The organism is Kribbella sp. C-35, assembly GCF_046549195.1.
GTDB lineage: Bacteria > Actinomycetota > Actinomycetes > Propionibacteriales > Kribbellaceae > Kribbella.
In genome coordinates this window covers 2,263,983-2,289,884 of record NZ_JAJPWG010000001.1, presented here as the reverse complement: position 1 = coordinate 2,289,884, position 25,902 = coordinate 2,263,983, and the positions used below count along the sequence as shown (strand labels likewise).

The window sequence follows — 25,902 nt, the reverse complement described above, 5'->3', positions numbered from 1 at the left end:
GTGTGGCTGCCGCTACCGTGGGCAAGTTGAGTGTGTTTCCGGACAGGTTGGAAGGCTGAGGTCATGACATCGCAGGCACGTCTCGTCGGCGGCCGGTATGAAGAAGGCGAACCGCTCGGCCGCGGCGGCATGGCCGAGGTGCGTAGGGGCGTGGACAACCGGCTGGGCCGGTCGGTCGCGATCAAACGGCTGCGGGTCGACCTGGCCAGCGACGCGACCTTCCAGGCGCGGTTCCGGCGCGAGGCCCAGTCGGCCGCGTCGCTGAACCACCCGACGATCGTCTCGGTGTACGACACCGGCGAGGAGCCGGACCCGAACGGCTCCGGCGTCACCATTCCGTACATCGTGATGGAGCTGGTGACCGGTAAGACGCTGCGCGATCTGATCCGCGAGGGCCGCAAGATCATGCCGGAGCGGGCGCTGGAGATCACCTCCGGCGTCCTCGAGGCGCTCGACTACAGCCACCGGGCCGGCATCGTGCACCGCGACATCAAGCCCGGGAACGTGATGCTGACCCCGCAGGGCCAGGTCAAGGTGATGGACTTCGGTATCGCCCGCGCGGTCGCCGACACGTCCTCCACGATGACCCAGACCGCGGCCGTGATCGGCACCGCGCAGTACCTGTCCCCGGAGCAGGCCCGCGGCGAGACCGTGGATGCCCGCTCCGACCTGTACTCGACCGGCTGCCTGCTGTACGAACTGCTCACCGGCCGGCCGCCGTTCGTCGGTGAGTCGCCGGTGTCGGTGGCGTACCAGCACGTCCGGGAGCAGCCGCTGCCGCCGTCCTCGTTCGACCCGGACATCCCGCCGGAGGTCGACGCGGTCGTCCTGAAGGCGCTGGCGAAGAGCCGCGAGGAGCGGTACCAGAGCGCGTCCGAGATGCGCGCCGACATCCACCGGGTGCTGGCCGGCCAGCAGGTGACCGCGCCGATGGCGGCGGTCGCGGAGACCCGGTCGATGGCGCCGACCGCGGTAGCGCCGACGGCCGCGACCCAGCAGTACCACCAGACCTCGGCGAACGACCTGTTGCCGCCCGGCGACGACGACCTGGACGAGGCGCAGGACGCGCGGTCCCGCCGCAACCGCGGCCTGGCCTACTTCCTGCTCGGCCTGGCGATCGTCGCGGTCGCGGTCGGCGCGTACGCGCTGTTCTCGAACATGAACAAGGACGACAAGGCCGGTGGGGGCGGGACGTCCGCCACCCCGCCGGCCAAGGTCGCCGTACCGGATGTCAGCGGCAAGTCGGTCGCCGCCGCGACCGCGCTGCTGGCCGACAAGGGCCTGAAGTTCGCGCAGGGGCCGTCGGAGACCAGCGACACGGTCGGCCGCGGCTCCGCGATCCGGCAGACCCCTACAGCGGGGACCGAGGCCGAGCAGGGTTCGACGGTCACCGTGGTGTTCTCGTCCGGGCGAAGTGCGTTCCCGGTGCCGGATGTGATCGGCAAGTCGGAGTCCGCGGCCCGCAAGGCGCTCGAAGGCACGTCCGCGAACTTCGAGGTCAAGGACAAGACGATCGAGCAGGACAGCGACCAGAAGAAGGGCATCGTGCTCGCGGTCAGCCCGGACCCGAACGGGCAGTATCCGTCGGGTCAGGAGTTCACCCTGACCGTCTCCAGCGGCAAGACGAACGTCGACGTACCGAATGTCGTCACTCAGACGTTCGACGACGCGAAGCTGACCCTCGAGCAGGCCGGCTTCCGGGTCGGGCAGACGTTCGGCAACGACCAGAACCAGGCCGAGGGGACCGTCCTCAACCAGTCCGTGAAGGCCGGCACCAAGGCGCCGAAGGGCTCGCTGATCACGCTGACCGTGAACAAGCTGGAGGAGCCGCCGACGCCGCCGCCGACGAGCACTCCGACCGAGACGCCGTCGTCGACACCGACGTCACCGGCCATCACGATCCCTGGCGGCTGATCCCTGGCTAAGACGACAGAACCCCCGGAGCGGCCGCTCCGGGGGTTCTTCAGTTCTGCGGACTAGCTGACGACCGGCGCCAGGCCGGCGGAGCGGGCGACCGCGTCCGGGTCGCCGCAGATCTCGAGCCAGTTCGCGAGCATCCGGTGGCCGCCCTCGGTCAGCACCGACTCCGGGTGGAACTGCACGCCCTCGACCGGGAAGTCACGGTGCCGGGCGGCCATGATCACGCCCGCCTCGGTCCGCGCGGTCACCTGGAGCTCGTCCGGCACGCTGTCCTGCGCGATCGCCAGCGAGTGGTACCGGGTCGCGGTGAACGGCGACGGGAGCCCGGACAGTACGCCGGCGCCCTCGTGGAATACCTGGCTGGTCTTGCCGTGCAGCAGTTCGTCCGCGCGGCCGACGACCCCGCCGTACGCGACGCCGATCGCCTGCAGGCCGAGACACACCCCGAAGATCGGGACGTCGCGGCCTTTCTCCTTCACGATGTCGACGCAGGCGCCGGCCTCTTCCGGCGTACCAGGGCCGGGGGAGAGCAGCACACCGTCGTACTCACCGGCCTGGTCAGGGGTGACCTCGTCGTTGCGCAGCACGGTGGTGTCGGCCTGCAGTTGCTGCAGGTACTGCACCAGGTTGTAGACGAAGGAGTCGTAGTTGTCGACGACGAGGATCCGCGGCATGCGGTCCATTATCGCCCGGTGACGGTCGGGCTTGTCGACGGAGTCCGCGGGAAGCCGGGAACGGTCGCGCTCTGCAGGTCCAGGGTGCCCTCGTACGCCGGCATCGAGATCGACGACTCGTTCTTCACGTCGTACCCGAGCTGGAACTTCACCACGTAGTCCTGCAGGTTCTCGATGTACTGCGAGTCGTCGAGCGCCTTCTGCAACTTCCGCCGGTCCCCGATCGCGGTGATCTTGTACGGCGGGAGGTACGGGACGCCGTGCAGTACGACGGAGTTGCCGACGCACTTGATCCCGGTGGTGGAGATGACCCGGTGGTTCTGGATCGAGATCGCGTCCGCGCCGCCGGCCCAGAGCGCGTTCACCACCGCCTGGATGTCCTGCTGGTGGATCACCAGCCAGTCGGCGTCGACGTCCGGGTTCTCCTTGACGACCTCGGACGGCGCGTCCTTCAGCGTCACGGTAAGCCCGGGCCCGGTGACCGGCGTGGTGCCGACCGCGTCGGACAGGTCCTTCAGCTGCTTGGCCAGTGCCGGGTCGATCGACCCCTGCTGCGCCTGGAGCTTCTCGATGTCCTGGGTGAGGGCCGCGTGCTGCCGGACCAGGCTGGCGCTGCGCCGGCTCTGTTCCTCGACGAGGCCCGCGAGCGTAGTGTTACGGCTGGGCCGGAGGTCGGTTCCCCGGGCGTTGGTAGCGCTGGTCGCGAACAGCAGACCGGCGCACAGCAGCGCCAGCGGCGCACCCGCGCGCCACAGCGAAATCCGCCTCAACCTACGCACCCGTGATCTCCATATTGCTCTCTGCACTACGCTAACCCGGACCGGACCCGCACCAGGTCCTCGCGGTCAGCTTATGCGTCCGTCCTTACAAGGAGTTCAGTCGTGCCCGAGTCGAGCAGTCGCAACAAGAAGAAGACCGAGAAGGTCAAGGCCGAGAAGACCCCGAAGAGGCCGCGCACCACCAGTCGCGTGTGGGTCGCGCCGCTGATGCTGGCGTGCTGGCTGCTCGGACTCGCCTGGCTGGTCGTCTTCTACGTGGCCGGCCAGGACGTCCCGGTGATGAAGGACCTGAACAACTGGAACCTGCTGATCGGCATGGGCCTGATCGCGGTCGGCTTCGTCGTCTCCACCCAGTGGGTCTGACCGAGTTATCCACACCCGTATCCCCAGTTGTGCACACCGATTCCGGTGAGTTATCCCCAGGTCGAGTGATAGTTCTCCACTGAAAGCGACCGAAACTCGCTCAAATCTGTGGATAAGTCAGGTTTGAGCGAGGCAGTTTCCACATCGTTCATGTTGGCAGCGGCCGGTTGTCCACGACCTTCTTCCTCTGGACCGCGAGCCTGCTGATGCTCGTGCGGGCGCGCGCTACGAGCCGTCAGCGAACCGTCACGAATGACCCCGTCGACGCCGGGAACGGCCGGGCGTAACGTCGAGATCGCCAGTGAACGATCCACGAGACGGGGAGGGCTCTCAGATGTTCGTTCAGGTCATTCAAGGACAGGTCACCGACGCCGAGCAGGCACACACGGCGATGGATCGGTGGATGGAAGAACTGGCGCCCGAGGCGTCCGGCTGGCTGGGGACCACCGCCGGTGTCACCGCGGACGGCAAGTTCATCGCGCTGGCTCGTTTCGACTCCGCCGACGCCGCGCGGCGGAACAGCGACAAGCCCGCACAGGACAAGTGGTGGCACGAGTTCTCGTCGCTGCTCAGCGACGGAGCCACCTTCCACGACACGGAGGACGTGGTCCTCGACACGCACGGCGACCCGGATGCCGCCGGATTCGTCCAGGTGATGCAGGGCAGCGGCAGTAACCCGGAGCGTGCGCGGGAGCTGATGGGTCAGCACCGCGACGAATGGGCCGCGTTCCGGCCCGAGGTCCTCGGCAGTGAAGTCGCCATGTACGACGACGGCGACTACACGATGGCGATGTACTTCACCACCGAGGCCGACGCCCGCGAAGGCGAGCGGAAAGAGGTGCCGACCGAACTGAAGGCGGAAATGGACGAGATGAACAGCCTCGCCTCCGGCCCGCCGGCGTTCTACGACCTCGAGCACCCCTGGCTGTACTCACCCAAGTAGACAGCCGACCCGAGGCGGCTGCGACGGATTTCCGTCGCGGCCGCCTCCTTCTACGTAGGGATATACGTAGACATGTGCGCACCCGTGTGCGTATAGTTCTACGTAGGAGGAGACAAGCGATGCCGAACAAGACGATCTACGTGTCCGACGACGACCTGCCGCTGTACAAGCGGGCCCAGGAGCTGGCCGGGAACCTGTCCTCGGCGATCTCGATCGCACTGCGCAAGTACGTCGAGATGGAAGAGGGCCGGTTCGAGGGGTACGAGGAGATCACCGTGCGGGTGGGCCGGGGCACCGGCCGCAAGCAGCGGTTCTCCGGCGTACTGCTCGCGGAAGGCGGCCGGTCGAGCAGTTCCGGGTACGAGGCCTTCAAGGTCTACCGCAGCCGGACCGGCAAGTTCGTCCTGCACGCGGACCGCCGCAGCCAGTTCAAGCAGAACGCCGACGACGAGCGCTTCCTGACCGGGTGGCGCTCCTGGGTCGGCAACTGGAGCAGCGACCAGTCCTGGAGCATGGCGCAAGGCGAGGCCACGCTGCACGTCGTGGACACGGTCGACGAGCTCCGCGACCTGATCCCCGAGGACCTCTACCAACTCGTCGAGGAGGCCGCCGATCAGCCGGCGGTCGAGGATCTCGACATCTAACTGAACCCACCCCACCACCGGACGCCGACAGCTGGCCGTCCGGCTGGTGAGGCACGCCCGAATCCTCCTCCAGCAGACCCGTCAACCACCCCGGGTCAGGTTCACCCTGCCCGAAATCACCCAAGGATCCCTCATGTCAGCAGCGATCGACGTCCGCGGACTGCGCAAGTCCTACGGCGAGAAACTCGTGCTCGACGGCATCGACCTGAACGTTGCCGAAGGCACCATCTTTTCCCTGCTCGGCCCGAACGGCGCCGGCAAGACCACCGCGGTGCAGATCCTGTCCACCCTGGTCGCCGCTGACGCCGGCGAGATCCGGGTGGCCGGCCACGACCTGCACCAGTCGCCCGAGGCGGTCCGCGCCGCGATCGGCGTCACCGGCCAGTTCTCCGCGGTCGACGGCCTGATGACCGGCCGCGAGAACCTCATCCTGATGGCCGATCTGCACCACCTCGGCAAGCAGGAGGCCCGCCGCCGGGCGGACGAACTGCTCGAACAGTTCGACCTGGCGGACGCGGGCAAGAAGCTCGCGTCGACGTACTCCGGCGGCATGAAGCGCCGGCTCGACCTGGCCATGACGCTGGTCGGAAGCCCGCAGATCATCTTCCTGGACGAGCCGACCACCGGTCTCGACCCGCGTAGCCGGCACCGCATGTGGACGTTGATCCGCGAACTGGTTGCCGGCGGCGTGACGGTCCTGCTCACCACGCAGTACCTGGAGGAGGCCGATCAGCTCGCCGACCGGATCGCCGTCCTCGACCACGGCCGACTGGTCGCTCAGGGTACGGCGGAAGAACTCAAGCGGCTCGCGCCGGGCGGGCACATCCGGCTGCGGTTCACGTCGCCGGAGGAGTTCACGCTCGCCGGTCAGGTGCTGCCGACCGCCGTGCCGAATCCCGAAGCGCTGGTTCTGCAGGTGCCGAACGACGGCAGCGTGCACGCGCTGCGCGACCTGCTGGCCAAGATCGACGACGCCTCGCTCGAGGTCGACGAACTGACTGTCCACACCCCCGACCTGGACGACGTGTTCTTCGCCGTCACCGGTCAGCCCAAGTCCGAAGAGGTGACCGCACGATGAGCACCACCGCAACCGTCCGCCCGATGGCCGACATCGGCACCATGCTGCGCCGCAACCTGCGGCACGCCCAGCGGTACCCTGGGCTGTCGCTCGGCGCCCTCGGGATGCCGGTGATCATGATCCTGCTGTTCGGTCTGGTCTTCGGCGACACCTTCTCGGCCGGGCTCGGCGGGGGCGCAGGTGGGTTCGACTACATCGACTTCCTGACCCCGGGCATCCTGCTGATGTCGATCGCGTCCGGGACGATGTCGCCCGCGGTCGCCGTCTGCATGGACATGTCCGAGGGCATCGTGGCCCGGTTCCGGACGATGGCGATCTTCCGGCCGGCCGTGCTGACCGGACACGTGCTCGGCAACGTGCTCGTGACGATCGTCAGCCTGACCCTGGTGGTCGGCTTCGCCGTCCTGATCGGGTTCCGCCCGAACGCGTCGGTCGGGGACTGGCTGCTGGCGGCCGTGCTGCTGATCGGGTTGACCATCGGCCTGACCTGGTTCGCGATCGCGCTGGGGCTGACCAGTAAGACGCCGGAAGGCGCGAGCAACGTCGTACTGCCGATCAGCTTGCTGCTGCCCTTCCTGAGCAACACGTTCATCCCGCTGGAGGCGATGCCGAGCGGCATCCGCTGGTTCGCCGAGTACCAGCCGTTCACCCCGATCATCGACAGCCTGCGCCATCTGCTGCTGGGTACGTCGATGGACGCCAGCAGCGGCTGGCTCGCCGCCGCCTGGTGCGTGGCGATCGCGGTGGTCGGGTACTTCTGGGCCCAGTCCAGCTACAACAAGGGGACCGTGGCCTAGAACGACGGTGCGCCCAGGATGTTCGCACGGCTGCGGATGTGGGCGGGGACCATCAGGTCGCAGTCGGGGTTGTTCTCCGGTTCGCCGGCGACGACTTGGAGGGGGATCACGCCTGTCCAGTACGGCAGGTCGAGGTCCTCCTCGTCGTCGTTGGCAGGTCCGGAGCGGGTCTTCACCGAGGCCTCGGTGAGGGAGAGCGCCAGCACCGAGGTCTTCGCCAGCTCCTTGCGGTTCGGTGGGCGGACGGCGGCCGACCGGCCGGGGACGAGGTGGTCGACGATCCGGTTGAGCGCGTGCAGCTTCTCGTCCGGATCCGTGACCAGCCGCGGTACGCCGAAGATGACCGCGGACCGGTAGTTCACCGAGTGGTGGAACGCGGACCGGGCCAGCACCAGGCCGTCGGTGTGCGTGATGGTGACGCACACGGTCTGCTGCGGGGCCGCCACCACGCTCCTGGCCGCGACCGAGCCGTGCAGGTACAGCTCCCCGTCCGGTCCGCGGTCCAGGTCCACGCCGTACGCCGTCGGCAGCACGAGCGGATCGCCGTCGACCACTACGCCGAGGTGGCAGAACATGCCGTCGAGCAGTACGTCGTACAGCGCCTGCCGCTCGGTGGCGGCGCGTTCCTTCGAGCGACGCAACGAGGTCCGGGCGGTCGGCTGCAACGGCGTAGTGGTCATGTCACTAGGTTCGCCTGCGAGTGGACTGGTGGCACGGGCCATTCCGGCTCGAATCAGCTAGTCCATTCGTGCAGCGGAACCGGCTGGCTGATCACGTGGCGGCGCCGGGTCGGCAGGCCCATCGTCGGGTTCTCCGTGCCCCAGGCGGCGCCCTTGCAGATCAGCTCCTTGTAGACCGCCGCCACTCGGCCCGTCAAGGTCGCGTTGATCGCGCGGTCGTCGGTGGTGACGTACTGGATCAGCCCGTTCTTGCGCCCCAGCGAGATGCACTGGTTGAAGTAGAACAGCGGCGCGTGCGAGAGCTTGCCACCGGTCAACCGGGCTGCGATGGAGTCCGCCGCCTGCCACGCCATCGGCTGGCCCGAGGCGCAGGACATCCGCAGCGGCTTGCTCTTCGAGCCCATCGCGTACGCCGCGTCGCCGACGGCGTAGACGTCCGGGTGCGAGACGGACCGCATGGTCTCGTCGACCACGATCCGCCCGGTGTCGCTGACCTCCAGCGACGTCGCCGCCACGATCGGGTGTACGGCGAACCCGGCTGTCCACACCGTGACCGCGGCGGGGATCGCTCCGCCCTGGGCCGTCGTCAGCTGATCCGCGTCGACCCGCGTCACCGCGGCGTTCTCGTACACGGTGATGCCGAGCCGGTCGACGACCTTCCGGAGGTGCCGGCGTCCCTTCGGCGACAGCCAGTCGCCCAGCTCGCCGCGGACGACGAACGCCACGTCGAGATCCGGCCGCGACTCGGCGAGCTCGGTCACGAACTCGACGCCCGTGAGGCCGCCACCGACAACCGTCACGGTCTGTCCGGCAGTCAGCGACGTCAGGCGCTCACGCAGCCGAAGTGCACCGGGCCGACTCGCGATCTCGTACGCGTGCTCCGCGACACCCGGAACGCCCTGCGGGTTCCAGCGGCTGCCGAGCGCGTACACGAGGGTGTCGTACTCCAACTCCTCCGAGTCCAGCGCGACCGTCTTGCGGTCGACGTCCACCCCGGTGACCTTCGCGAGCTTCAGTTCGACGCCTGTCCCGGCGTACATCTTCTCGAACGGACGCAGCTTGAGGTCCCGGCCGGTGGCCACCTCGTGCATGCGGACCCGCTCTACGAAGTCGGCTTCGCCGTTCACGAGCGTGATGCTGACCTCGTCGCGGTACAGCCGGGCGGCGAGACGCCCGGCGGCGACGGCTCCGGAGTACCCGGCGCCGAGAACTACGATGCGGTGCTTCATATTCGTACTCCTGTCTGATGCGGTGTCGCCCTTTGAACCGGGCAGCTCGCCGTTTCATGACAGGTCTGCGATGTGAAGCAGGTCACAGGATGGTCGTCAGCGGTTCCCCGTGATCGGAGGCGGCGAACAGTTCGGTCGCGCGCGCCAGCTTGTCCGGGTTCGCCTGGGTGCGGACGGCGGTCACACCGTCGGCAGTGATCTCGAGGCACATGACACCGATGACCTCGCCGTTCACGACCACCACGAGCGCGGGTTCGCTGTTGGCCGGCCAGGCGTAGACCTCCGCCCGACCCCCGACGTACAGGCGCTTCGCCTCGGTCGGTTTGAACAGGCCGCGCAGGAAGCGGGCGACCGCGAGTGTGCCCTCGACCGCGGTGGTCCGGGCCGGGACCTTGCCGCCGCCGTCGCCGATCGAGACGGCGTCGGAGGTGAGCAGCCGGACGATCGAGTCGGTCTGTCCGCTGGTGGCGGCGGCGAGGAACTCGTCCACGATCCGCCGCGCCACGGCCTCGTCGACCTCGGTGCGTGCCTTGCCGTCCGCGAGGTGCTGCTTCGCGCGGCGGAAGATCTGCTGGCTGGAGGATTCGCTGATCTCGAGGATCTCGGCGATCTCCCGGTGCGCGTAGTCGAACGCCTCCCGCAGTACGTAGACCGCCCGCTCGTTCGGCGTCAGGCGCTCCATCAGCGTGAGTACGGCGTACGACACCGACTCGCGCTGTTCCGCGGTGTCCGCCGGGCCGAGCATCGGGTCGCCGTCGAGCAGCGGCTCGGGCAGCCATTGGCCGACGTACGTCTCGCGCCGCGCGCGTGCGGAGGAGAGCTGGTTGAGACAGAGGTTGGTGAGCACCTTCGTCAGCCAGGCCTCGGGGACCTCGATCCGCGCGATGTCCGTGGCCTGCCAGCGCAGGAAGGTCTCCTGTACGGCGTCCTCGGCCTCGCTCGCCGAGCCGAGCAGACGGTACGCGATGGCCTCGAGCCGACGCCGGGACCCCTCGAACCGAGACACGTCCTCCGCGGTCATGGCCATGCTGCGATCCTAGTGCTCGTGCAGAGTTCGCTGCCGCTGACGATCGACCGGGCCGCCGGACTGCCGTTGCACCTGCAGCTCGCGGAACAGTTCCGCGCGGCGGTGCTGGACGGACGGCTCCAGGCTGGTCATCGGCTGCCGTCGACGCGCGACCTCGCACGGGAGCTCGAGGTCTCGCGGTCCGTGACGCAGGCGGCGTACGACCAGCTGCACGCCGAGGGCTGGATCGAGGGGCGCACCGGCGCCGGCACCTTCGTCACGGACGTCGTGCCGTTGCAACCCGCCGTACGACGACGCACGCAGCACCGGCCCGACGCCGACGCGAAACTCCTGACGCTGCGCCCCGGCATCCCGTACATCGCCCCGACGCCTGACCCGGGCTGGCGGCGAGCGTGGCGTGAGGTGTCCACCCAGTCACCGCCGGGCGGGTACGACGACGCGGCCGGGATCCCCGCCCTGCGGGCAGCCCTCGCGGACCACGTCGCCCGGGTCCGCGGAATCGCCTGCGGCCCGGAGAACGTGCTCGTCACCAACGGCACCGTCCACGGACTGCGGCTTCTGCTCACGGTCACGCGGCAGCCCGGCGACCGGATCGCGATCGAGGACCCCGGGTACCTGAACGCGGTCGTCGCCGCCCGCGACCACCGGCTCGAGATCGTCGACGTCCCGGTCGACGAGGACGGCCTGCAGGTCGGCGCGCTGACCGACGCCGCCGCCGTCTACGTCACCCCGTCGCACCAGTACCCGCTCGGCGGCCGGCTGCCCGTTGCCCGACGCAACGAGCTGGTCCGCTGGGCCCGCCGCACCGGGAGCCTGCTGATCGAGGACGACTACGACAGCGAGTTCCGGTACGACGTCGCGCCGCTGCCCGCCCTCGCCCAGCTGGACCTGGAGCGAGTCGTCCATCTCGGGACGTTGTCGAAGACGCTGAGTCCCGCGCTCCGTCTCGGCTGGCTGGTCGCGTCCGAGGCGATGGTGGATCGGCTTGCCACGTTCCGGGCCGACGCCGGCGACTGGCCCGGCTGGCCCATGCAGGCCGCGACACTCGCGATGCTCCGCGACGGGTACCTCGACCAGGCCGTTCGTCGCGGACGTCGGCTGTACGCGGACCGTCGTACCCACACGTGCGCCGTGCTGTCGCCGTACGGTCAGATCGTCGGACAGGACGCGGGGCTGCACATCACGCTGCTGCTTCCCGACGACGCCGACGATCTGCGGATCGCTGCCGCGGCCCGCGAGGCCGGCGTCGTGATCGCGCCGCTGTCCGAGTACCGCCGTACCGTGCCAGGACCGCCAGGGCTCGTAATCGGCTACGCGACCCCGTCGACGACCGACCTGCACCGAGCCCTGACAATCCTGACCGAAATCCTCAGTCGCCGTTGAGCGCCTCGTAGGGACTGGTGGCCCACCGGAAGTACGCACGCGGCGGGAACGTGCCGCTGCGGCGGCCGAGTCCGACGATCACGGTGGACGTACCGTTGGTGTGGCCAACGGCGTACTGATGAGCCGTCCTGGTGTCGAAGTCGATGCCGACCAGGAACGTGCCGTACTGGCCGCACTTCGTCGCGACGAGCTTCTCGAAGCCTTGCCACGTGCGGGTCCGGACCGGCCTGACGATCGGCTTCATCGGCGAGGTGGCCGGGATGCGGATGGTGTAGAGCGCGCCACCGCGGGTGTTGGCCAGGAACGTGTCGTAGGTGGCGGTCTTGCTGATCAGCGCCATCGACTTCACGGATGCGAATCCCGGCGCCGACCCGGTGGCCTTGAACCTCGACGGGGTGTTGAGATCGAAGCTCCACCGCCGCAGGGTCCCGTCGCCGGCCAGTCCGTACGCCGTGCTCCGGGCGGTCGCGCCCTTCGCCGCGAACTGCGACACCTCCAGCGCCTTGTACGCCGACCAGCCGGAGCCGACCGGCTGGGAGCCGCGCGGCATGCCGGGGTCGATTTCGGCCTCGTTGGTGAGTGAGTAGTACCAGTTGTAGGCCTTGTCGCCCGAGATCGCCCAACCGGAGATGTCGAGACCGTACCCGTTCGGCACTTGGGTCGAGGTCGAAGCCAACCGAACCGGACCGAGCCCAGTGGTCGGGTCACCCTCCGCCCCGAAGGAACCCAGAGCGACGTCACACGTCGCGGTCGCTCGCTCGGTGGTCGTGCCGGTCGCGTTCGCCGGCGCGACACCGACGCCGGCGAGCAACACCACCGCCGCCGGCAGCACTGCCCAACTCTTCATGTCAGTCTCCGTTGAGAGGGTCGAGGTACCAGACGACGCCCCAGCGGAAGTAGACCGGATCCGGGAACGTGCCGCTGACCTTGCCGAGGCTGTTGATCACCGTCGACGTCCCGTTCGCGTGACCGACGGCGTACAGGTAGCCGGACCCGGTGTCCTTGTCGATGCCGAGCAGCAGCGTCCCGTAGTTGCCGCACTTGCTCGCGAGCAGGGTCTCGAAGCCCTGCCAGGTGCCGGCGCGAACCTTGGTGACGATCGGCTTCATCGGCGCACTGATCGGGATCCGGATCGTGTACAGCGCACCGCTGCGGGTCGTCGCGAGGAAGGTGTCGTAGGTCGGCGTCTTGCTGATCAGCGCCATCGCCTTCACCGATGCGAACCCGGTCGCCGACCCGGCGCCACGCCAGCCGCTGGTCCAGCGGAAGAGCGTCCCGTCGCTGCGCAGCCCGTACGCCATCCAGTGCGAGGCCTTGCCCTGCTCGAAGTGCGAGACCTCCAGCGCGGCGAAGTTCGACCAGCCGCCGCCGATCCGGGTCGTCACGTCGATGCCCGCGTTGAAGTTGTAGGACCGGGAGTACAACGCGCCGCCCTGCACCACATAGCCGGAGCGGTCGACGCCGGCGACGTTGGGCTCGGCCTCGAACGTAGAGCTCAGGCGGACCTGGCCGGCCGGGAAGACCACCGGCCCGACCCCACCAGGCGGGGTCATCGTCGGCGGCTTGCCGGCTGTCACGACGGCAGACTTCTGGTAGCCCTCAGGGGCGACCGAGCCGGTCCACAGCGTGCACGCCTCGGTCGCGGCCTGTGCCGTACTGTCGGTGGCTTGGGCCGGTGGTATGAACGCGACGGCCGTCAGCGCCACCGCACCAATCATCCCGGTAAGGCTCCGTCGCTTCATCGTTCTCCCAGGTCTTGAGGACTCCGTAGAGCCTGATGCAGGACAGCTCGGGAAAGTTATGCGCCGTTGAGCGGATCGATCGACGGTACGCCGCCCCACCGGAAGTAGACCGGACTGTCGTAGCTGACCCCGGACGCGGCCAGGTGGTCGATCACCGTCGCCGTACCGTTCGCGCGACCGACGGCGTAGGTGTGCGCCGTTCTGGTGTCCTTGTCGATGACGACGAGGAACGTCCCGTAGTTGCCGCACTTGCTCGCCAGCAGCTTCTCGAATCCTTGCCAGGTCCTCGTCCGCACCGGTTTCACGATCGGCTTCATCGGCGACGCGGTCGGGATGTGGATCGTGTACAGCGCCCCGCCGCGCGTGTTCGCCAGGAAGGTGTCGTACGTGGCCGTCTTGCTGATCAACGCCATCGACTTCACCGCGGCGAACCCGGGTGCCGATCCGGTCGCCTTCCACGTCCAGCTGTTGACTCCCCAGCGGAACAGCACGCCGTCGCTGCGCAGCCCGTACGCCGTGGTCCGCGTGGTGACCTCGGAGACCTCGACCGCGGTGAAGTTCGACCAGCCGCCGCCGACCCAGCGCATCTCGTTCGGCTGGTCGGTGCGGATCTCGTTCATGGTGTCGATGGAGTACTCGCGGTAGAACAGCGACGATCCCGCCACCACCCAGCCGTGGTTGGTGGCGCCCGAGTTGTAGGCGTCGCTCGTGAACGACGTACTGAGCCGAACCACGCCGGGCTCGAAGACTCCGAAGATCGGACCGGGCAGCCCTACGTTGCGCGGCGGGTAGCCCACGGTGATCCCGCCATTGTTCTGAGTCCCGGAGGCGAGCACGGACCCCGGCGCAAGCGAACAAGGCACCGCAGCCGCCACGGCCGCAGCACTCGCTCCGGTTTTCGCGGCTTGCGCCGCCGGTCCGAGCGCCGCGGCCGTCAACATCATCGCCCCAGCCAGCCCGAAGACAGCTGTACGTCGCTTCATGGTTCCTCCCGGATCTGGTTCTCCCGTAGACCGTGATGCGGGGCCGGCGAGGAAGGTTGTGTCAGTCGCCGTTCAGCGGGTCGAATTCGTTGCGCCAGCGGAAGTCGATCGGATCCGGGAACGTGCCTTGCACCTTGCCGAGTCCCTTGATCACCGTCGACAGGCCGTTGGCGTGCCCGACGGCGTACAGGTAGCCGGACTTGGTGCCCTTGTCGATCCCGAGCAGCAACGTGCCGTAGACGCCGCACTTCACGGCCAGCAACGTCTCGAACACCTGCCAGGTCGCGGTGCGCACCCGTCGTATGTCGAACGTCGCCGGTATGCCGCTGCCGATCCGGATCGTGTAGAGCGCTCCGCCCCGGGTGTTGGCCAGGAACGTGTCGTACTTCGCGGTCTTGCTGATCAGGGCCATCGTCTTGACCGATTCGAACCCGACCCCACCCGCGGTACGGCGCCACACGCCGTTCGTGTTCACCCACCGGACCAGGAATCCGTCGTCGGTGAGCGCGTACTCGTACGTCCGCAGGGTCTGCCCGTGCTGCACCGGCCGGTACTGCGCCTCCTCGATGAGCTTGAAGTCCGTCCACCCGCCACCGACCCGGGTCAGCACCGGATCGCCCATCACGCCGCCGGCCAGGTCGTAGGTGCTGCGATACAACGAGTCGCCCTGGAGAACCCACCCGCCGACGTACGTCACCGTGCTCTCGGTCTGGTTGACGAACGTGGTGCTGGCCCGGACGTTCCCGGCTGGGTACAGCCCGGTACCTGCGCGGTTCAGAACCGTACTCATCGTCGGCGGCGTACCGGCGGTGATGCGGCGGTACGTGTGGTCTCCACCCGCGGTCACCGATCCGACGTCCATGGTGCAGGTGACCGCAGCTCTCTCCGCAGTCACTACTCGGCCTTGCGCAGGCGGCGTGATCGCCGTCGTGAGAAGAACTGCCACGCCGGCCAGCAGGCCGGCCCCCTTGGTGCTTGGTCGGGACATCTGCCCTCCCCCTCTCTCCCCATAAAGCACGATACGGAGAAGGCAGGAAAAGTGATGTCCGAGAAGATCAGGGATCCGTCGGATTGTTGCGGAGCGGTGGTTGGACGATCGGGGTGTTGCCGTTCCAGGTGAGGTGCGAGAGCCACATCGTGCGGCCCTTCGGGTCGGTGCCGACTTGTGCTGGGTTCCAGGCGTGGTAGACGAACCAGTCGCCGAGGACCATGTTGTGTCCGGGACCTGCGGCGTCGGGGGAGGTGGACAGGATCGGGTCGCCGGACTTCACACACGGGCCGGTCGGCGACTCGCACAGTGCGTGGCCGACGGCGTACGACGCCTCGTCGAACGCGTTGCCGGAGTAGAACAGGTGGAACTTGCCGTCCCGTTCGACCATGTACGGCGCCTCGACCAGGTTGCCCTCCCATGGCAGGTCCTGCTTGATCAGCCGATGCACCGGACCGACCAGCGTGAGACCGTCCGCGGACAGCTCGGACACGTAGATCCAGGTGTCGACGTCGATCGCGTTGCCGTCGTTCTTCCAGTACAGCCAGCGCCGGCCGGTCGAGTCCTGGAAGGGCGACGCGTCGATCGATCCGCCCTCGTCGGCCTGACTGATCAGCGGCTTCATCGATTTGTCGACATATGGACCTGTGGGGGTCGACGCCACCGCGACGCCGACGGCCTGCCGATCCGCCGCGGTGTCGCGCGACGTGTAGTACATGACGTACCGGTCGGCCGCGTGCACCGCGACCTCGGGCGCCCACACCCGTCCAGGAGACGTCCACTCCGGTAACGACGGCAGCGCGTCGCCCACCGCCTCCCACGACACCAGGTCGCGGGAGGTCAGCGTCTGCACGTTGCCCAGCGGACCGTTGGTCGCGAAGGCGTAGTAGTCGTTGCCGACCGCAATGATCTGCGGATCGGCGAAGCTGCCGTCGTACACCGGATTGGAGAATCCCATCATCTGCTCTCGTAGAACCTCAGGTAGTCGAAGGTGGCGACCGGCGGCGGGTTTGCGCCGGTGAACTCGCCGTGTGCATAGAGACCGATGCGAGCCGCGGCCGGGAGCACCCAGGACGCGCCCCAGGTCCAGTTCTTCCCGTCCACCGACGTACCGGCGCGGTAGACGTGCTCACCGGCGGCGTTCTGGTGGTACGCGAGCCGCATCCACAGCGTCGGCGCCGAGCGTCCGATCGCGGCCGCGCCGTACGACGTCGCTCCATCCGACGGACGGGCCACGAGCTCCCGCCCGTACTCCGTCTGGCGGGTCTTCCAGATCGCCACGCTGCCGAGCCGGGCGAAGTCGCTGTCGTTCAGGTACGCGATCATGCCGGCCTGCTGGTAGTTGCGGACGTCACCCTGCCCGGTGTCGAGGTGCAGTTTGGTCTCCGCGATCCAGCTCTTCCCGGGCGGTGCGGTGTGGAACAGCAACCCGGCGTTGTTCGACGAGCCGGTCAGGTCGGCGTTCTCCAGCGGCCACGACAACTTGCCGTCGGCAACGGTCGCCTTGGCGTCCGGGCGGACCCACGACCAGTCCGCACCGAGCGGACCGTTGAAGTCGTCGCCGGACAGCAGGTCACCGGTCCGCGGTACGTCGGCCAACTTCGTCACCGGCGGCGCTACCGGGCGGACGGTCAGGTTGTCCACCTCCGCCGACCCGAGCCACCGCACCGGCGCCGACCCCAGCCTCAACCCAGGCACGGCCAGCTGCGCCTCCGCATACACGTCTCCTAAGCCTGCGTCATTGAGTCGTGCGATCACGCTGGATCCGGAGACCTGCACGGACAGCTTGTTCCACTGGGTGCGGTCGAAGTCGGCCGGCAGATTCGCAGACGTCGTACGGCGGCCAACCGTCACCGTCAGACGGTTGTTGGCAACAGTCGCCACCACCTGATTGCCCAGAACTGTGGTGAAGGAGCTACCGAGTCGGACATCCGCCTCTACCCGAAGCGAGCCGGCTGGTGCCGCGGCGCGGGTTTGCGCTGCGCCCTTGATGGCGGCGGTGGGACCGCCGAGCGAGTCGCCGGGTTGTCTGGTGGCGCCTTGGACACCCGACGCCGGGTCGGTGGAGTCGATGCCGAGGGACGAACCGGTGGTCGGCGCCGGGACCGGGCCCTCGGACGGGCCGAGGCCGGCGCGAGTACGGGGCCAGCCGTTGATCCAGTCGATCTTGTCGATCAGCATCGGGCGCCGGTTGATCCCGAACGGGTCGGTCAGCCACGGCGTACCGCGATCGATCGCGTGGTAGACGATGTGGTCCTGTCCGGCCGCGTCGGTGATGAACGCGTGGTGGCCGGGGCCGATCCACTTGTTGCCGTTCTGTGTGATGACCGTCGTACCGCCGACCCGGGAGTCGGTGAGCGCGGCGCCGTCGGCGTCGACGAACGGGCCGCGTGGGGAACGCGAGCGTCCGGCGAACACGGAGTACCCGGTGGTCGGGCCGGCGCAGCAGTTCATCGACGAGCCCATGAAGTAGTACCAGCCGTCGCGGTAGACGACGTACGAGCCCTCGTAGCGGTCGCCGATCGTGACCTGGGTCGGCTCACCGACCGCGTGCATGCCGTCGGGGCTCAGTTCGGTGACGGAGATGCCGCCGTAGAAGCCGCCGTAGTACAGGTAGCGCTTGCCGTCCGCGGCGGTGAGCATCGCCGGGTCGATGGTGCCGAAGAAGCCGCCGTTGCCGTCCGGTTTCGGGGCGACGACCGGGCCGCTGGTGGCGGTCCACGGTCCCGCTGGGGTCGGGGCGGTGGCCACACCGATCGCGGGATCGCCGCCGGGGTTGGCCGCGGTATCGGTGACGGTGAAGTACATGACGTAGTGACCGTCGAAGTACCGGATGTCCGGCGCCCAGAAGAACGAGCCCGGCGCGGCCCAGGCCGGCTTGGTCTGGTCGTTGAAGACCGTGCCGAGGTACTCCCAGGAGCTGAAGTCCTTGGTCCGGGCCATGTGCATCAGGCCGAACGGGCCGTTCGCCACGAGTGGGTCGGAGGTGGCGTACGCGTACCAGTAGCCGTCACGGCCCTGGATGATCGACGGGTCGGCGAAGGTGTCGGCGAAGCTGGAGCTGATCGCGTTGGTCGTGGTCACTACTGGTGCGGCTGTCGCAGCAGAAGTGCCGGCTGCGACAGCGGCCACAGTCAGGACTGCGGCAAGGAGTCGTTTCGAAGGCACGGGCGGGTCCCCTCTCGAATCAACTGCTGAGCTGGATCAGATGCCACGATGCGGGCGGCAGCGTGGCACGGCAGACACCGTCGACGACTTCGGTGGCGTCGACGGTCCGGGGCTGAACCCGGTCCGGATCGTCCGCCGTGTTGACGGCGGAACGGTCCTCGTCATAGAGAGCCAGGTGCCGGATCACGATTCCGGACACCGGGATTTCCAGGTCGATCTTGTCGGTCTCGCTCCGGTTCACCACGAAGATCGCGGTCTCCCCGGTGTTCTCGTCGTACGTCGCTGTGCTCCAGAGGGCCGGGATGCGGCCGAAGGCCGAGGTGTCGAGCTCGGGTCCGCCGGTGATCGCGGTCCGCAGCACGGTCGGACCGGCGTACTGCGCGGTCAGCGCGAACGGGTAGAAGATCGTCTGCCGCCACGCGCGCCCACCGGGCTCGGTGCGGATCGGGCCGATCACGTTCACCAGTTGCGCGAGGCAAGCGATCTTCACCCGGTCGGCGTGCCGGAGCAGCGTGATCAGCAGGCTGCCGACGACCACCGCGTCGTCGACCGTGTAGGTGTCCTCGATCAGTGGGCCGACCTCGCGGATCGGCAGGCCGAGTTCGCCGGGGAAGTGCTGCTGATACCAGACGTTCCACTCGTCGAAGGACAGCGTCAGCTCCTTGTCGCTGCGCTTGAGCGCCTTCACGTGGTCGGCGGTCGCGATCACCGCGGAGATCATCCGGTCCATCTCCTCGGCGGCCGCCAGGAAACTCGCCTGGTCGCCGTCGCGCGGCTCGTAGTACGCGTGCAGGCTGATGTGGTCGACCAGGTCGTAGGTGCGCTCCAGGACGACGCGTTCCCAGTCGCCGAACGTCGGCATCCCGGCGTTGCTCGATCCGCAGGCGACCAGTTCGAGGCCGGGATCGACGCGGCGCATCGCGTTCGCGGTCTCCTCGGCGAGCCGCGCGTACTCCTCGGCGGTCTTGTGCCCGATCTGCCAGGGACCGTCCATTTCGTTGCCCAGGCACCAGATCCGGATGTCGTGCGGCTCGGGGCTGCCGTTCGCGACCCGGCGATCGCCGAGCGCCGTGCCGGCCGGCAGGTTGCAGTACTCCAGCAGGTCGACGGCCTCGCGGATCCCGCGGGTACCGAGATTGACCGCCCAGATCGGCTGTACGCCGGCCTTGCGTGACCAGGCGACGAACTCGTCGGTGCCGAACTGGTTCGGCTCGATCGCCCGCCAGGCCAGGTCGAGCCGCCGCGGCCGCTCGTCCTTCGGCCCGACACCGTCCTCCCAGTCGTAGTTCGAGACGAAGTTGCCGCCGGGGTAGCGGATCGCGGTCACGCCGAGCTCCCGGACCAGCGCGAGCACGTCCTGCCGGAACCCGTCCGCGTCGGCGGCGGGATGCCCCGGCTCGTAGATCCCGGTGTAGACGCAACGCCCCATGTGCTCGACGAACGAGCCGAACAGCCGGCGGTCCAGCGCACCGACCACGAACGCCGGATCCACGACAAGGCGCGCCACCAGGTCGTGTCTGCTCATCACACGCCGTCGCGAGCAGGTGCTCGGTGCGGTGCATCGGCGTGCGGGGGCGAAGGTCTCGATGCGGAGCATCGTGGCCTTTGCCCCCGTGCGGCGAGGTGCCGTGCCGAGTGCCGCGCAGTAGGCGTGTGATGAGCAGACACGACCTCCACCTCCCTGGAAGTGTTTACAACGTTTAACGTGGATGTCTACAACGATTGACAATCGGTGTAAAGGGCTGAGCAATGGCACACTCGGGCGACGGGACGGCGACAGGAGGTTCTCCGATGGCGACCAGGCTTAGCGACGTGGCCGCGCGAGCCGGTGTGTCGGTGAAGACCGTCTCGAACGTGATCAACGACTACCCGCACATCACCGCGCGCACCCGGGCCAAGGTCGAGGCCGCGATCGCCGCCCTGGACTACAAGCCGAACGTCAGCGCCCGCTCGCTGCGCAAGGGCCGCTCGGACTTCATCGCACTCGCCATCCCGGAGATGGGTTCGCCGTACTTCGCCGAACTCGGAGCCGCGATCAGCCGGGCCGCGAAGCGTCGCGGGATCACGGTCCTGATCGACCAGACCGAAGGCGAGTCCACCGCCGAACGGTTCGTCCTGGACGGCATGCGCGGACAGTTGATTGACGGCATCATCTTCTCCCCGCTCGCCACCGCCCCGGCCAAGCTCACCTCGGCGGACACCGGGAAGCCGCTCGTCCTGCTCGGCGAACGACCGGCCGGCGGTCAGTTCGACCGCATCGCAGTCGACTCGGTGCTTGCGTCGTACGACGCCACCACGCATCTGATCTCACTCGGCCGGCACCGGATCGCGGCGATCGGCGTCGGCGGGACGGGGACCGGCGCTGTCCGGCGGAAGGGGTACCGGAAGGCGCTCAAGGCGGCTGGGATGCCGCACGACCCTGCGCTCGAGCTCGCCGGGACCGGGTACCACCGGCTCGACGGGGCAGCGTCGATGAGTGAACTGCTGGCGTTGCCGGAGCCGCCCGACGCGGTGTTCTGCTTCAACGACCTGCTCGCCCTGGGCGCACTGCGGACGCTGGCCGACGCGGGCCTGCGCGTGCCGCAGGACGTCGCCGTGGTGGGCTTCGACGACATCGAGGACGGCCGGTACCACTCGCCGTCGCTGACCACGATCTCACCGGACAAGGAGTGGCTGGCCGACAACGCGGTCGCCCTGCTCCTCGATCGCATCGCCGGGAACGGCGGATCCACCCACCGCGACCTCACCGTCCCGTACACCTTGGAGATCCGCGAGTCGACCGGCGGTTAGCGTTCCGGGAAGCCGGCGAGCTGCTTGGCCAGGCCGTTCTGGGTCTTGCTCACTCGGCCGACGAGGGTGAGTACGGCGTTGCGCACCGGGCGGATCGCGCGCGGGACGTTCGCGAGCCGGGTCAGGCGGTGCGCGAGGCCGATCACCCGGACCGCTTCTGCGCGGCTGTTCGTGGCGTACGCGTCGAGGCTCGATTCGTCTCCAGCCAGTGCAGTCGACAGCGCGTCCGCCAAGGTGACCGCGTCGCGAAGGCCGAGGTTCATGCCCTGGCCGCCGGCCGGGCTGTGGGTGTGGGCGGCGTCGCCGGCCAGCAGTACCCGGCCCGCGCGGTACGCGTCGGCGACCCGCTCGTGGATCCGGAACCGCGAACCCCACACGACCTCGGTGACCTTGGGGTGCGACTTCCGCGGACCGCGGTCGGCCAGCAACTGCTGCGCGTACGCGAGATCGGGGTGCTCCGGTGCGTCGTGCATCTCCGCCACCAGCCGGAAGCTTCCGTCCGGCAGCGGCGCGACCACGAGGAGCCCGGCGGAGGCGAAGTACAGCGCGACCTCGTCGACCGGGAGGCCGCTGTCGACGCGGACGTCGACCAGGCTGCACGAGATCTGCAGGGTGTTGCCCGGCATCCGCAGGCCGGCGAGTTCGCGGATCGTGCTGTTCATGCCGTCGGCTGCCACGACGTACTGCGCCTTGATCACGTCGCCGCTGTCGAGCGTGACCTCGGCACCGTCGGCGGTCTGGGTGAGGCCGGTTGCGGCGTACGGACGGAACACCGAGCCGCCGAGCTCCTCGAGCCGTTCGAGCAGCACCTGCTCGGTGACCGGCTGGGGGATCATCGTCACGAACGGGTAGTCGGTCGGCAGGTCCGCGAAGCCGACGGGGATCAGCTTGCGGTCGCCGGCGCGGATCGCGAAGTCCTCGAGCTCCAGGCCGAGGTCGACGAGCCGCTTGGTGACGCCGAGCTGCTCCAGCACCTCCAGCGTCCGCGGGTGGATGACGCAGGCCCGTGAGGTGTTCGCCCCCGCGGCCTGCTGGTCGACGACCACCACGTCATGCCCGTGCAGCCGAAGCCCGACCGCCACCGCAAGCCCCACCGGACCGGCACCCACCACTACGACCTCTGCCTGCATCGGAATCATCGTCGCTCCCTTTGTCAACACCTGTTGACTTTTAAGGTAGGCCTGGCGTTGGCAAAAGTCAACAGGTGTTGGCATATGCTGGGGGCATGGTGGAGAAGAAGTCCGACCGGACGCGGGCGGCGATCCTCGCGGCGGCTCGCGAGCGGTTCGGCGCAGACGGGTACGAGCGGGCGACGATCCGGGCGATTGCAGCGGACGCGGCGATCGACCCGGCGATGGTTATGCGGTACTACGGCAGCAAGGAGAAGCTGTTCGCGGCGGCAGCAGAGTTCGACGTACGGCTACCGGACCTGAGCGGCGTCCCGCGCGAGCAGGCGGGAGAGGTGCTCGTCCGGCACTTGGTCGAGCGGTGGGAGGAGGACGACACGCTCCGGGTGCTGCTCCGGACGGCCGTGACCAACGAGACCGCTGCCGAGCGGATGCGACAGGTGTTCGTCGGGCAGCTCGCGCCCGCGTTCGAGCGCGCCGCAGTGGACCAGCCGGCCGTGCGGGCGGGGCTGATCGCCACGCAAGCGCTCGGGTTCGCGCTGTGCCGCTACATCCTCGCGTTCGAGCCGATCGCGAACCTGTCCACGGACCATGCGGTCGCGTGGCTGGGCCCGACCATCACGCGCTACTTGACCGCGCCGGATCCCAGCCAGGTGTGAACGGCGGGCAGCGTCTCCGCCAGCGACGGGAGCTGCGGATGCCACTTGAGCTCCCACTCGAGTGAGAGCGGGTAGTCGGTGCCGTCGAGCACCGTCAGCAGTTCCTGGATCGGGAAGTCGCCGGCGTCGATCGCGACCGGGCGGTAGTCCTGCTGCGAGTCGGCCTGCTTGAACTGGACCAACTCGAGCCACGGCCGCAGCAGGGCGAATGCCTCGTCCAGGGTCTCGCCGTGCGACCAGGTGTGCGACGTGTCCCAGAGGGCCTTCACGTTGTGGCCGGGGACGTTGGTGTCGAGCAGCGCACAGAGCGCGGCGACCTGCCGGGCGGTCGAGTGCGAGTCGTGCGTCTCCAGCAGGATCGGGACGTCCTTCGGTGCGGTCGTCACGCGGTCGAGCGCGCGGATCTCACCGGCGCTCGGGCCTTCCGCCGTACCCTCACCGGGATCGTCACCGGGGAACACGCGGACGCCGCGTGCGCCGAGGTCCGCCGCGAGTTCCAAGTGCTCTTCGAGCGGCTGTTCCTCGACCGCGCAGAGCTTCACGTAGCTGTTGACCGCGAAGATCTCCAGGCCGGCGTCCTCGATCCGGGTCCGCAGCTCACGACGATGCTTCGCCGACAGGTCGGTGTTCGTGAACTCGTCCGGCGCGGCCCGTAGTTCCAGACCGGTGAACTTGTTGCCCTGGGCAAGTGCCAGGACGTCGTCGAGCGGGGCTCCGGGGCAACCGAGGGTGGCGAAACCTAGACGCATACAGCTATCTGATCAGATCCAGCGGCCACGGCGCGGCTGGGTCCGCGGACTGGTCGGCTGCTCGGGGTCGGTCGGCTGCTGCTCGTCGGCGTACGGCGTCTGCTGCTGGTACTCGGTCTGCTCCGGCTCCGGCGAGTACTGCGACCCGTACGACTCGGTGGCGTAGTTCGGGCTGTAGGTCTCGTAGGACTCGGTGCTGGGGTACTCCGAGCCGCTGTTGTTGCCGTACGCGTCGTACTCGTAGTTGCTCGAGCTGTAGGACTCGGAGCTGTACGACGAGGAGTAGTCCGAGGTGTACGACGTCTCCTGGCTCGAGTAGCTGTCACCGGAGGAGTACGTCGGCTCCGGACCGTACGACGGCACCGGCGGGAGCGGCTTCGACGGGGTCAGGAAGTCGTCCTGCTCTTGGTAGCTCGGGGCCGGCGCCGGCTCGTAGTACCCGGACGACGCGGACACGTGCGACGACGGCTGCGTGTGCTCGGACTGCCCGTAGACACTGTGGTCCGAGTACGACGAATACGTCTCGTCCTGGGTGGTGTGCGTCGAGTGGTTCGGCACCGCCGGCTGGATCGCCGACGGGCTGTCGACCGCGACCCGAGCGGCCCGGCGGCCGGCGCGCGCAACAGGCGCGGGCTCAGGCTCGGGTGCGGTCTGCGCCTCCACAGGGGAGGCCGTCGAGGTGAGGTAGTCGGACTCGTACGAGTACGGCTCGGCAGAGTAGCGCGCGGCCCACGGCTCCTCGGCCGGCTGGGGCTGCGGCTCCGGCTGGTAGGCGTACGGGTCGGGCTGTACGACGGTCATCGGAGCGACCTCGTCACGCCAGCTGCTCGTCGTACCGAGCACGTCCGCGGTGACCGAGCTCCGGTAGTCCTCCCAGCTCTGCTGCGGCGCCTCGTACGTCGTCTCCTCGACCGGCTTCTCGTCCCGCCAGGTCTCGATCGGGTTGAACTGCTCGGTGGCCGGACCGGCCTCGTCGTCCTGCCAGTTCTCGGCGACCGGGGCGAACGGGCTCCACTTCGGCGCGTCGTCGGCCGGACCGCCGGCGTACGCGGCCGGGGCGGCAGCGCCGTCACCCGGGAAGCTCTGCGGCGCGAACGGGCTCTGTACGGGCGCCTGCTCGGCAGCCGGAGCGTACGGCGCGGGCGCCTGCGGGTTCTGCGCGTAGGCGGCCGGTGCTTGCGGTGCCGGGGTCGGAGCGAACGGGCTGCCTACCTGCGGGGCACCGGCCATCTCCAGCTGCGGCTCGCGGACCAGACCCAGTGAGGGCCCGGCGGCGATCGGCTCGGAGATCGCCGGCTGCTCGTCGGTGTCATCGTTCGCGTACGACGGAACCTGCGTCACCTCGTACGACGGGACGGCGCTGAGCTTCGGGCCCTGATCCCACCACGGCACCCACTGGCGCGTGGTCTGCATGTGGTTGATCTTGCGGATCACCATCGTCGCGGCGACCGCGGAGACGACCGTCAGCACGAGCGACGCCGTACCGGCCAGGGCGATACCGCGCAGCGAGCCGACGGTGGCTTCCATCCACATCAGGAACCGGCGGACCACCACGTCGAACGCGAGAGCGCCGATCCAGGCGACCCACCACACAGAGGTGAGGGTCGGCGTCCTGAACCGGCGCAGGTCGTCGCTGTACACAGGGGTCTTCGGGTCACTGGCGAGCCAGACGTCGTCGACGATCTGTTTCGGGTACCAGAGGTTCGGACCGGGGCAGAACCAGCTCGCCAGCACCCAGCCGTGGCTGCGGCGGTGGTCGGCCTGGCAGAACACCTCGGAGTTGACCCGGGCCCGCCACAACCAGATGACGAAGACGACCGCGGCGGCGACCGAGATGATCACGTTCGGAACCGCAGTGGCCTTGGCGATCGCGTCGGCGCGGTTCAGGTCCGCGTCGTCGACGTTCGGCATCCCGCCGAGATAGCGGTGCACAACCGAGTACGTGTTCCAGTCGGACCAGGTGGACAGCAGGTGGGTGACCGTTGATGCGCCCAGCAGTCCGATCGCGATCTTGCCGACCGTCCCGACCTGCTGGAACTCTTCAGCCGCGTGCGGCTGCCACTCTTCCTGATCCTCGACAGCAGTCATCAATGCCTGCGGGTGGCTCACGTCTCGCGTCCCTCGCGTTGCTGGAACTCCGTCGTCTGTTCGGCGTCTCTGCCTGGCCCTGCCCCCGCGT

At 68.6% G+C, this 25,902-nt stretch carries 24 protein-coding genes; 9 read left to right on the top strand and 15 right to left on the bottom strand.

The genetic code is table 11. The features are described 5' to 3' along the window. Positions 1–63: 63 nt before the first annotated feature. Positions 64–1,914 carry a Stk1 family PASTA domain-containing Ser/Thr kinase gene (gene pknB / locus ACLJOO_RS11665; RefSeq protein ID WP_410786900.1) on the top strand — a complete coding sequence of 617 codons (1,851 nt, stop codon included), beginning with the start codon at positions 64–66 and terminating at the stop codon, positions 1,912–1,914. A gap of 62 nt (positions 1,915–1,976) precedes the next feature. Here pknB and ACLJOO_RS11660 read toward each other — a convergent pair whose 3' ends face one another. Then, on the bottom strand, positions 1,977–2,594 hold the full coding sequence (locus tag ACLJOO_RS11660) for an aminodeoxychorismate/anthranilate synthase component II (protein ID WP_410786899.1): 618 nt from the start codon (positions 2,592–2,594) through the stop codon (positions 1,977–1,979). Positions 2,595–2,602: 8 nt separating this feature from the next. Next, positions 2,603–3,373 (bottom strand): DUF881 domain-containing protein, encoded by a 771-nt coding sequence (locus tag ACLJOO_RS11655; RefSeq protein ID WP_410786898.1) that lies wholly within the window; start codon positions 3,371–3,373, stop codon positions 2,603–2,605. Between the two features lie 102 nt (positions 3,374–3,475). On the opposite strand from ACLJOO_RS11655, the gene ACLJOO_RS11650 reads away from it, so the two are divergent. From ACLJOO_RS11650 to ACLJOO_RS11630, 5 genes are all read left to right on the top strand, one after another. Then, positions 3,476–3,736 carry a cell division protein CrgA gene (locus ACLJOO_RS11650; protein ID WP_410786897.1) on the top strand — a complete coding sequence of 87 codons (261 nt, stop codon included), beginning with the start codon at positions 3,476–3,478 and terminating at the stop codon, positions 3,734–3,736. Positions 3,737–4,070: 334 nt separating this feature from the next. Further along, positions 4,071–4,679: a hypothetical protein gene (locus ACLJOO_RS11645; protein WP_410786896.1), complete on the top strand. Its 609-nt coding sequence runs from the start codon at positions 4,071–4,073 to the stop codon at positions 4,677–4,679. A 119-nt stretch (positions 4,680–4,798) separates the two neighbouring features. Beyond that, a complete protein-coding gene (locus ACLJOO_RS11640; protein WP_410786895.1) occupies positions 4,799–5,323 on the top strand; it encodes an EXLDI protein in 525 nt (174 codons plus the stop codon). A 133-nt stretch (positions 5,324–5,456) separates the two neighbouring features. Next, positions 5,457–6,401: an ABC transporter ATP-binding protein gene (locus tag ACLJOO_RS11635; protein WP_410786894.1), complete on the top strand. Its 945-nt coding sequence runs from the start codon at positions 5,457–5,459 to the stop codon at positions 6,399–6,401. Next, positions 6,398–7,198 carry an ABC transporter permease gene (locus ACLJOO_RS11630; protein ID WP_410786893.1) on the top strand — a complete coding sequence of 267 codons (801 nt, stop codon included), beginning with the start codon at positions 6,398–6,400 and terminating at the stop codon, positions 7,196–7,198. The genes ACLJOO_RS11635 and ACLJOO_RS11630 overlap by 4 nt, the downstream gene beginning before the upstream one ends. On the opposite strand, the gene ACLJOO_RS11625 is transcribed toward ACLJOO_RS11630, so the two are convergent. From ACLJOO_RS11625 to sigJ, 3 genes are all read right to left on the bottom strand, one after another. Beyond that, positions 7,195–7,878 carry a pyridoxamine 5'-phosphate oxidase family protein gene (locus ACLJOO_RS11625; RefSeq protein WP_410786892.1) on the bottom strand — a complete coding sequence of 228 codons (684 nt, stop codon included), beginning with the start codon at positions 7,876–7,878 and terminating at the stop codon, positions 7,195–7,197. The two genes, ACLJOO_RS11630 and ACLJOO_RS11625, sit on opposite strands and share 4 nt — an antisense overlap. Positions 7,879–7,931: 53 nt before the next feature. Beyond that, the gene (locus ACLJOO_RS11620; protein ID WP_410786891.1) at positions 7,932–9,107 is read right to left on the bottom strand and encodes an NAD(P)/FAD-dependent oxidoreductase; all 1,176 of its coding nucleotides are present in this window, start codon (positions 9,105–9,107) and stop codon (positions 7,932–7,934) included. Between the two features lie 82 nt (positions 9,108–9,189). After that, positions 9,190–10,134: an RNA polymerase sigma factor SigJ gene (gene sigJ / locus ACLJOO_RS11615; protein ID WP_410786890.1), complete on the bottom strand. Its 945-nt coding sequence runs from the start codon at positions 10,132–10,134 to the stop codon at positions 9,190–9,192. Positions 10,135–10,152: 18 nt separating this feature from the next. Between sigJ and ACLJOO_RS11610 the strand changes: the two genes are divergently transcribed. Continuing rightward, positions 10,153–11,517 carry a PLP-dependent aminotransferase family protein gene (locus ACLJOO_RS11610; protein WP_410786889.1) on the top strand — a complete coding sequence of 455 codons (1,365 nt, stop codon included), beginning with the start codon at positions 10,153–10,155 and terminating at the stop codon, positions 11,515–11,517. On the opposite strand, the gene ACLJOO_RS11605 is transcribed toward ACLJOO_RS11610, so the two are convergent. The 7 genes from ACLJOO_RS11605 to ACLJOO_RS11575 form a co-directional block, all read right to left on the bottom strand. Beyond that, a complete protein-coding gene (locus ACLJOO_RS11605) occupies positions 11,504–12,364 on the bottom strand; it encodes a hypothetical protein (protein ID WP_410786888.1) in 861 nt (286 codons plus the stop codon). The genes ACLJOO_RS11610 and ACLJOO_RS11605 overlap by 14 nt on opposite strands. A 1-nt stretch (position 12,365) precedes the next feature. Then, complete coding sequence (locus tag ACLJOO_RS11600) at positions 12,366–13,235, bottom strand: hypothetical protein (RefSeq protein ID WP_410786887.1); 870 nt, start codon at positions 13,233–13,235, stop codon at positions 12,366–12,368. 80 nt (positions 13,236–13,315) lie between these two features. Next, entirely contained in the window at positions 13,316–14,242 is a 927-nt protein-coding gene (locus tag ACLJOO_RS11595; RefSeq protein ID WP_410786886.1) for a hypothetical protein, read from the bottom strand. Positions 14,243–14,303: 61 nt separating this feature from the next. Next, positions 14,304–15,230, bottom strand: coding sequence for a hypothetical protein (locus ACLJOO_RS11590; protein ID WP_410786885.1), 927 nt, complete (start codon positions 15,228–15,230; stop codon positions 14,304–14,306). A gap of 67 nt (positions 15,231–15,297) precedes the next feature. Beyond that, positions 15,298–16,191 (bottom strand): glycoside hydrolase family 43 protein, encoded by an 894-nt coding sequence (locus ACLJOO_RS11585; protein WP_410786884.1) that lies wholly within the window; start codon positions 16,189–16,191, stop codon positions 15,298–15,300. Beyond that, complete coding sequence (locus ACLJOO_RS11580) at positions 16,188–18,398, bottom strand: family 43 glycosylhydrolase (protein ID WP_410786883.1); 2,211 nt, start codon at positions 18,396–18,398, stop codon at positions 16,188–16,190. The genes ACLJOO_RS11585 and ACLJOO_RS11580 overlap by 4 nt, the downstream gene beginning before the upstream one ends. Positions 18,399–18,417: 19 nt before the next feature. Beyond that, positions 18,418–19,923: an alpha-N-arabinofuranosidase gene (locus ACLJOO_RS11575; RefSeq protein ID WP_410786882.1), complete on the bottom strand. Its 1,506-nt coding sequence runs from the start codon at positions 19,921–19,923 to the stop codon at positions 18,418–18,420. Between the two features lie 266 nt (positions 19,924–20,189). On the opposite strand from ACLJOO_RS11575, the gene ACLJOO_RS11570 reads away from it, so the two are divergent. Beyond that, positions 20,190–21,188 carry a LacI family DNA-binding transcriptional regulator gene (locus ACLJOO_RS11570; RefSeq protein WP_410786881.1) on the top strand — a complete coding sequence of 333 codons (999 nt, stop codon included), beginning with the start codon at positions 20,190–20,192 and terminating at the stop codon, positions 21,186–21,188. Here ACLJOO_RS11570 and ACLJOO_RS11565 read toward each other — a convergent pair. Then, positions 21,185–22,327, bottom strand: a complete 1,143-nt coding sequence (locus ACLJOO_RS11565; RefSeq protein WP_410786880.1) for an FAD-dependent oxidoreductase — start codon at positions 22,325–22,327, stop codon at positions 21,185–21,187. The two genes, ACLJOO_RS11570 and ACLJOO_RS11565, sit on opposite strands and share 4 nt — an antisense overlap. 86 nt (positions 22,328–22,413) lie before the next feature. On the opposite strand from ACLJOO_RS11565, the gene ACLJOO_RS11560 reads away from it, so the two are divergent. Then, positions 22,414–22,974, top strand: a complete 561-nt coding sequence (locus ACLJOO_RS11560) for a TetR family transcriptional regulator (RefSeq protein ID WP_410786879.1) — start codon at positions 22,414–22,416, stop codon at positions 22,972–22,974. On the opposite strand, the gene ACLJOO_RS11555 is transcribed toward ACLJOO_RS11560, so the two are convergent. Beyond that, the gene (locus ACLJOO_RS11555; RefSeq protein WP_410786878.1) at positions 22,941–23,723 is read right to left on the bottom strand and encodes a sugar phosphate isomerase/epimerase family protein; all 783 of its coding nucleotides are present in this window, start codon (positions 23,721–23,723) and stop codon (positions 22,941–22,943) included. The two genes, ACLJOO_RS11560 and ACLJOO_RS11555, sit on opposite strands and share 34 nt — an antisense overlap. A gap of 12 nt (positions 23,724–23,735) precedes the next feature. After that, positions 23,736–25,832, bottom strand: a complete 2,097-nt coding sequence (locus tag ACLJOO_RS11550) for a DUF4328 domain-containing protein (RefSeq protein WP_410786877.1) — start codon at positions 25,830–25,832, stop codon at positions 23,736–23,738. Positions 25,833–25,902 lie beyond the last annotated feature (70 nt).